This is a genomic window from Aeromonas sp. QDB56 (genome assembly GCF_027705505.1).
Taxonomy (GTDB): Bacteria; Pseudomonadota; Gammaproteobacteria; order Enterobacterales; family Aeromonadaceae; genus Aeromonas; species Aeromonas caviae.
In genome coordinates this window covers 1-6,292 of the sequence record NZ_JAPDBZ010000182.1, presented here as the reverse complement: position 1 = coordinate 6,292, position 6,292 = coordinate 1, and the positions used below count along the sequence as shown (strand labels likewise).

Here is a 6,292-nt window from a genome sequence, read left to right as displayed (position 1 = left end):
GTGGTGTGTTTGGAGACAGCCAGTTTACCAGCACCCTGTCTGTCAACTTCCACTTTCCCAGGATCCCGCGAAGAACCAAAAAAGAGGGCCAGTAAACTACTGGCCCCTTAACTGGAAGCAATGTGAGCAATGTCGTGCCTTCACAAGAAGTCCATCACGTTGGAACAAATGAAGTCATTCCCGGAAAACAAGTTAACAATAATCATTCTCATTTAACTGTGCAAGCCTTATTTGCGAAGATCGCAAAAAAATTGACCACCCATGGGGGTGGTCAATCTCATCAGGCTTGTCGCGTAGCAGCTTGCAGGCCAGCCAATCCGGCCTCCCCCACCAGCTTGCGGCTGAGATAGCGCAGTAGCACACCGTAAAGCGGCACAAACAACCCAAGACTTATCAGCAACTTGAATACGTAATCCACGGTCGCGATCTCGACCCAGTGCTCGGCCATGAAGGGATCTGTGCTGCGCCAGAAGGCGATGCTGAAGAAGGCGATGGTATCCACCAGATTGCCGAACAGGGTGGAGGCCGCCGGTGCCACCCACCAGGCTTTCTGCAGGCGCAGGCGGTTGAACACCACCACATCCATGAACTGGCCCACCAGATAGGCCATAAAGCTGGCTAACGCGATCCGGGCAACAAAGAGATTGAACTCTGCCAGATTGCCCACCCCCTGGAAGCTCCCTTCGAAGAAGAGCACCGAGAGCACGTAGGACACGGTCAATGCCGGCAGCATCACGGTCTGGATGATCTTGCGCGCCAGGCCTGCGCCGAAGATCCGCACCGTCAGATCGGTGGCCAGGAAAATGAACGGGAAGCTGAAGGCACCCCAGGTGGTGTGGAAGCCAAAGATGGTGATCGGCAGCTGCACTAGGTAGTTGCTGCTGGCAATGATCAGGATGTGGAACAACGAGAGACGCATCAGTGCCGTCTGGTACTGAGCCGGAGTCAGGTTCATATTGTGACCTTTTTGGTTAATGGGGTTAGGGAACCCATATCGCCACCATGGCGATAATCGAGGGGCGGGATTATACGCCCCCAAATTGATAGTTCAATCTTTATACGGCTATTTCGAACAGTGGCGACTCACATTCGGAACCGGCCAGGGGTCAGTTCCCGTATTGCCGGGCGAGCCAGAGCAGCGCCTCGATGTCCGCCGGTTGCACCGCCGCCAGCCAGCAACCGCTGTGGTGTTCGAACTCGAGCCGAAGGCGGCTCCCCTCAAACTCCAGCAGCCAGCCGTGACGATCGGCCCCCCACTCCCGCTCGAGTGCCGCCAGCTCCCACTCCTGCAGCAGGGCTTCGGCCAGCACTGGAAAACTGTCCCAGTCGAGCGCCGGGCACGTCAGCATCACCACCCCGGCTTCCCTGTCTGTCTGCGTGATACGCCAGTTCATCTGCGGCTCCTCAACTGCTGCACGAGAGCTCGCCCCCGCAATACCAGCCCGGATGCGGGGTGGCGAGATCCTCGTATTCGGGTTGGTCATCATAGGGGTGCTGCAGGGCCGCAAACAGCCGCTCGAACGGCGCCATGTCGCCCTGTTCTGCCGCCTCGATCACCTGCTGGGCCAGGGCGTTGCGCAGCACATACTTGGGATTGACTGCGTCCATCTGCCCCTTGCGCACGCCATCCACGCTCCCTTCCCGGGCGAGGCGCGCCCGATAGGCCTCAAGCCACCCCTGCCAGACGGCAGGATCGGGCAGCAGGGCCAACAGGCGGGCGGGCCACGCTCCCTCTCGCGTCACCTCACCGAGACGTCGCAGGAAGAGGTGGTAATCCACCTTGTGCGCCGCCAGCAGCCGGAACAACTCGCGGAACAGCGCCGGATCCTCCTCTTCCCACACCGCCAGCCCCAGCTTGGCGCGCATCAGCTCGGAGTAGTGCAACATCAGCTGGTGCTCGTACTGGGCCAGGGCCGACGCGAGCGCGTCGCCATCCACATGGCCAGCTAGCGCTTGGGCCAGCTTCTGCAGGTTCCAGTATCCGACCGCAGGCTGCTGATCCAGCGCATAGCGACCGTCCGGATCCGAGTGGTTGCAGACGAAGTCCGGCACATAGGCGTCGATAAAACCGTAGGGGCCGTAATCCAGGGTCAGCCCGAGCAGGGACATGTTGTCGGTGTTCATCACCCCGTGACAGAACCCCGCCGCCTGCCACTTGGCGATGAGCCGCGCGGTGCGGCGCACTACTTCGGCAAACAGCTCGGCGCCATCGGCCAGCTCGGGGAAGTGGTAACGCCGCGCATAGTCGATGAGGGCGGGGATCTTCTCCCCCTGCCCGCTCCATGCGAAATACTCGAAATGACCGAAGCGCAGATGGCTCGGCGCGGTGCGCAGCACGGTCGCCCCGCTCTCCACCTGCTCCCGGTAGACAGGCTCGTCACTGCCCAGCAGCACCAGAGCCCGGGTGGTGGGAATGCCAAGGGCATGCAGCGCCTCGGAAGCCAGGTACTCGCGAATACTGGATCGCAGCACGGCACGGCCGTCGCCGAAGCGGGAGAATGGCGTCTTGCCCGCCCCTTTCAGGTGCAGGTCCCAGCGGCTGCCATCCGGCGCCAGCTGCTCCCCCAGCAGCAGGGCGCGGCCATCCCCGAGGCGCGGGCTGTAGCCACCGAACTGGTGGCCCGCATAGACCTGGGCCACCGGCTGCATGCCCGGCAGGGGCTGCCCCTGGCCGCAACAAGCGAGCCACTGCGCCTCGCTCACCTCCCCGAGCCCCAGCTCACCAAGCAGCGCACGGTTCAGATGCAGCAATCTGGGGCCATGCAGCGGCTGCGGGGCAACGGGCTCGCAAGCCCAAGGAAGTTCGGTGGCAAAAGTGTTGATCAACTTCATGGTGATGAGGGTTGTCCCTGCGTATGCTCGTGTCACTCTTTATACCGCCGTCGGCTCGTCGAGGCTAACAGGCGATCACGATTATTCATTTCAAGGAGAAAACGATGCCAAAGTGGGTCTATACCCTGCCCCTGCTGGCGCTTGCCTGGGGCCATCAGGCCAAGGCGGCCGACATAGACGCAGGCAAGGCCAAATCCGTGGTCTGTGCCGCCTGTCATGGCGCGGATGGCAAGGCGAGCGTCCCGACCTACCCCCACCTCGCGGGCCAGAACCAGGCCTATCTGCTCAAGCAGATGAAAGCGTTCAAGGAGGGTTCCCGTACCGAGCCGCTGATGGTTCCCTTCATGGCGATGCTGACCGAGGCGGACATGGAGAATCTGGCGGCCTATTACGCCAACCTCAAATAATGCATGGCGCCGACCAACGGGCGCCTTTCCACTGTTTGTTGTGCCAGCCTACCGGCCTGGGCCTGCTGCGGTCGATGACAAGGTCTACCAGGGCCGACCCTACCGGCGGCAGTAGTCGATGATCAGGTCCATAAAGGCCTCACCGAAGCGCTCCAGCTTGCGGTGACCGACACCGTTGACCGCCAGCATTTCCTCCTCGGTCATCGGCATGAGCTGTGCCATCTCCACCAGGGTGGCGTCGTTGAACACCACATAGGGCGGCACCTCTTCATCCTCGGCGATCTGCTTGCGCAGGGCGCGCAGCTCCTTGAACAGCCGCTTGTCGTAGTTGGCGTTGTCGAGCAGGCCGTTGCGCTTCTCCTTGCGGCTGGAGATGGGCTGCAGGCGGGGGACTGCCAGTTCCAGCTTCATCTCGCCGCGCAGCACGGGGCGGGCCGCTTCGGTGAGCTGCAACACCAGATTGCGGGTGATGTTCTGGGTCAGCAACCCCTTGTGGATCAGCTGGCGGATGACGCTCATCCAGTATTCGTGGCTCTGATCCTTGCCGATGCCGTAGGTCGACAGCTTGTCGTGACCGTGATCCTTGATGCGCTGGTTCAGCGATCCGCGCAGCACCTCCACCACATAACCCACCCCGAAATTCTGTCCCACCCGCCAGACACAGGAGAGCGCCTTCTGGGCGTCTTCGGTGCCGTCATAACTCTGGGGCGGATCGAGGCAGATGTCGCAGTTGCCGCACGGCTTGTCGTTGTACTCGCCGAAGTAGTTGAGCAGCACCTGACGGCGGCAGGTCTGCGCCTCGGCGAAGGCCGCCATCACGTTGAGCTTGTACTGCTCCACCTGCAACTGCTGGGGGTTTTCGATGTTGTCGAGCAGCCGGCGCACCCTACCGATGTCGGCGGGATCGTAGAGCAGCAGCGCCTCCGCGGGAGTGCCGTCACGCCCGGCGCGGCCGGTTTCCTGATAGTAGGATTCGATGTTCTTCGGGATGTCGTAGTGCACCACGAAGCGCACGTTGGGCTTGTCGATGCCCATGCCGAACGCCACCGTCGCCACCACGATCTCGATGTCATCCTTGAGGAAGGCTTCCTGGGTCTGCTGGCGCAGCTCCAGCGGCAGCCCTGCATGATAGGGTGCCGCCTTGCAGCCGTGGCGGGAGAGCCGCTCGGCCACCTCCTCAACCCGGTTGCGGCTGGAGCAGTAGACGATACCGCAGTTGCCCTTCTGGCTCTGCACGTAGCGCAGCAGCTGCTCCGCTGCCTTGAACTTTTCCACCAGGCTGTAGCGGATATTGGGCCGATCGAAGCTGGCGGTGTGGATGAAGGGATCGTTCAGTTCCAGTCGGTGCAGCATGTCGCTGCGGGTCGCCTCGTCGGCGGTGGCGGTGAGCGCCACCACGGGCACCTGGGGGAACCACTGCTTGAGCCGTCCCAGCGCCGCGTATTCCGGCCGGAAATCGTGTCCCCACTGGGAAACGCAGTGCGCCTCGTCGATGGCGAACAGGCCGAGGGGCAGCTCCGCCAACCGGTCCATGAACTCGTGCTGCAGCAAACGCTCGGGGGAAACATAAACCAGCTTGATCTCGCCCCGGCGCATGGCGGCAAAGTTCTGGATCATCTCCTCCCGGCTCAGAGCCGAGTTGATGTAGACCGCCGCCACGCCGTTGGCACGCAGGGTGTCGACCTGATCCTTCATCAGCGAGATGAGGGGGGAGACCACCACCCCGAGCCCGGGTCGCAGCAGCGCCGGGATCTGGTAGCAAAGCGACTTGCCGCCGCCGGTGGGTTTGAGCACCAGGGCATCGCGCCCCGCCACTATCTGCTCGATGATCTCGAGCTGGCCCGGCCGAAACTGCTGATAGCCAAACACCGCCTGCAACAGGGCAAGGGGATTCTCTGGCTGAGGGTCAGGCAGGGTTTCGGCAATGACGGTCATGGGCTCTCCTTTGGGGTCGCCATTCTAAAGCAGCCGCCGCCCACAATAAACCTGCCATTGCGAGTGTTAAGGAAGTGTTGCAGACTGGCTGGAGTTTTTACTCGGCTTTGATGACAGGGCGGACTCAAGGAATGAAACAGATGCTCAAGAAGATGGCGCTCAGTGGCATAGCCAACCTGTTCGCCGAAAAAATGCCCTTCAACAAGCTGATCGGCATGCAAGTCACCCACTACGACTTCGACAAGGTGGAGCTGCGCATCAAGATGGAACAGAAGCTCATCGGCAACCCTTTCCACAACATACTGCACGGCGGCGTCACCGCCAGCCTGCTCGACGTGGCGGGCGGCATGATAGTCGCAGCCTCCTGCATCGACGAGCTGGAGGACTTCTCCCCCAGCTATCTCAAGGAGCGCTTCTCGCGGCTTGGCACCATCGATCTGCGGGTGGACTATCTTCGTCCCGGTCGCGGCAACGAGTTCATCGCCACCGCCCACATCATCCGGGCAGGAAGCAAGGTCGCGGTCGCCCGCATGGAGCTGCACAACGAAGAGGGCACCCACATCGCCTTCGGCACGGGCACCTACCTCGTCGGCTAATGGTTTTTATTGCATAAAAAGTGCGCTTCTAAGCTGATTTTAATCATTAGAATTCTTACCCCCTCCTCCGCTCAGGGTCCATACTGAAAGTCGGGATTCTGTGCAGAGGGAGGATTGCAGACGATGAGCGCGACACTGGCTACCCAACCATCCAGAGCCTTGCTGACACGACTTGAGGCCATGCGCGAAGAAGTGCAGACCCCAGAGTGCCGTCACTGGTTGGAACAGGAGCTGGAGGGGTATTCTCTCTGTTCACCCCTGCCCTGGTATCGCATCATTGCCTGTCGGCAACGCGGTCACTTCCTGAATCTGAAGACGGGGAAATATCTGACTTGCCATATCGGCAGCCAAACGCTAAGCCAACGCGACCTGGCCCAAGTTCAGTTCATCTATGCCCGTGAACCCGCCGCCCACTATTTACTGCGTCACGATTCCCATATCGAGCCTCATGTACAGGATCTTTAGCAGCAACCAATTGAAATAGATATAAAAATGGCTTCGATTGTGATCTGATTTTATCGC

The 6,292-nt window shown here is 61.0% G+C and carries 6 protein-coding genes and 1 pseudogene; 3 read left to right on the top strand and 4 right to left on the bottom strand.

The features are described 5' to 3' along the window. Positions 1-280 precede the first annotated feature (280 nt). From OKB81_RS18820 to OKB81_RS18810, 3 genes are all read right to left on the bottom strand, one after another. Positions 281-955 (bottom strand): 7-cyano-7-deazaguanine/7-aminomethyl-7-deazaguanine transporter, encoded by a 675-nt coding sequence (locus OKB81_RS18820; RefSeq protein ID WP_270805371.1) that lies wholly within the window; start codon positions 953-955, stop codon positions 281-283. A 151-nt stretch (positions 956-1,106) separates the two neighbouring features. After that, positions 1,107-1,394 (bottom strand): DUF3630 family protein, encoded by a 288-nt coding sequence (locus tag OKB81_RS18815; protein ID WP_160836737.1) that lies wholly within the window; start codon positions 1,392-1,394, stop codon positions 1,107-1,109. Positions 1,395-1,404: 10 nt separating this feature from the next. Beyond that, the gene (locus OKB81_RS18810; protein WP_160836738.1) at positions 1,405-2,832 is read right to left on the bottom strand and encodes a protein adenylyltransferase SelO; all 1,428 of its coding nucleotides are present in this window, start codon (positions 2,830-2,832) and stop codon (positions 1,405-1,407) included. Between the two features lie 104 nt (positions 2,833-2,936). Here OKB81_RS18810 and OKB81_RS18805 point away from each other — a divergent pair, with 104 nt between their 5' ends. Then, a complete protein-coding gene (locus OKB81_RS18805) occupies positions 2,937-3,239 on the top strand; it encodes a c-type cytochrome (protein ID WP_109422054.1) in 303 nt (100 codons plus the stop codon). A gap of 99 nt (positions 3,240-3,338) precedes the next feature. On the opposite strand, the gene recQ is transcribed toward OKB81_RS18805, so the two are convergent. Further along, positions 3,339-5,174: an ATP-dependent DNA helicase RecQ gene (recQ, locus tag OKB81_RS18800; protein ID WP_039039660.1), complete on the bottom strand. Its 1,836-nt coding sequence runs from the start codon at positions 5,172-5,174 to the stop codon at positions 3,339-3,341. Between the two features lie 131 nt (positions 5,175-5,305). On the opposite strand from recQ, the gene OKB81_RS18795 reads away from it, so the two are divergent. Beyond that, entirely contained in the window at positions 5,306-5,770 is a 465-nt protein-coding gene (locus OKB81_RS18795) for a thioesterase family protein (protein ID WP_039039661.1), read from the top strand. Between the two features lie 123 nt (positions 5,771-5,893). After that, positions 5,894-6,232, top strand: a pseudogene (locus OKB81_RS18790) (AbiTii domain-containing protein); the annotation flags it as partial. Positions 6,233-6,292 lie beyond the last annotated feature (60 nt).

Excerpts from the sequence above, each read along its gene's own strand:
- OKB81_RS18820 (WP_270805371.1), bottom strand. The coding sequence starts at position 955 with ATGAACCTGACTCCGGCTCAGTACCAGACGGCACTGATGCGTCTCTCG.
- OKB81_RS18815 (WP_160836737.1), bottom strand. The coding sequence starts at position 1,394 with ATGAACTGGCGTATCACGCAGACAGACAGGGAAGCCGGGGTGGTGATG.
- OKB81_RS18810 (WP_160836738.1), bottom strand. The coding sequence starts at position 2,832 with ATGAAGTTGATCAACACTTTTGCCACCGAACTTCCTTGGGCTTGCGAG.
- OKB81_RS18805 (WP_109422054.1), top strand. The coding sequence starts at position 2,937 with ATGCCAAAGTGGGTCTATACCCTGCCCCTGCTGGCGCTTGCCTGGGGC.
- recQ (WP_039039660.1), bottom strand. The coding sequence starts at position 5,174 with ATGACCGTCATTGCCGAAACCCTGCCTGACCCTCAGCCAGAGAATCCC.
- OKB81_RS18795 (WP_039039661.1), top strand. The coding sequence starts at position 5,306 with ATGAAACAGATGCTCAAGAAGATGGCGCTCAGTGGCATAGCCAACCTG.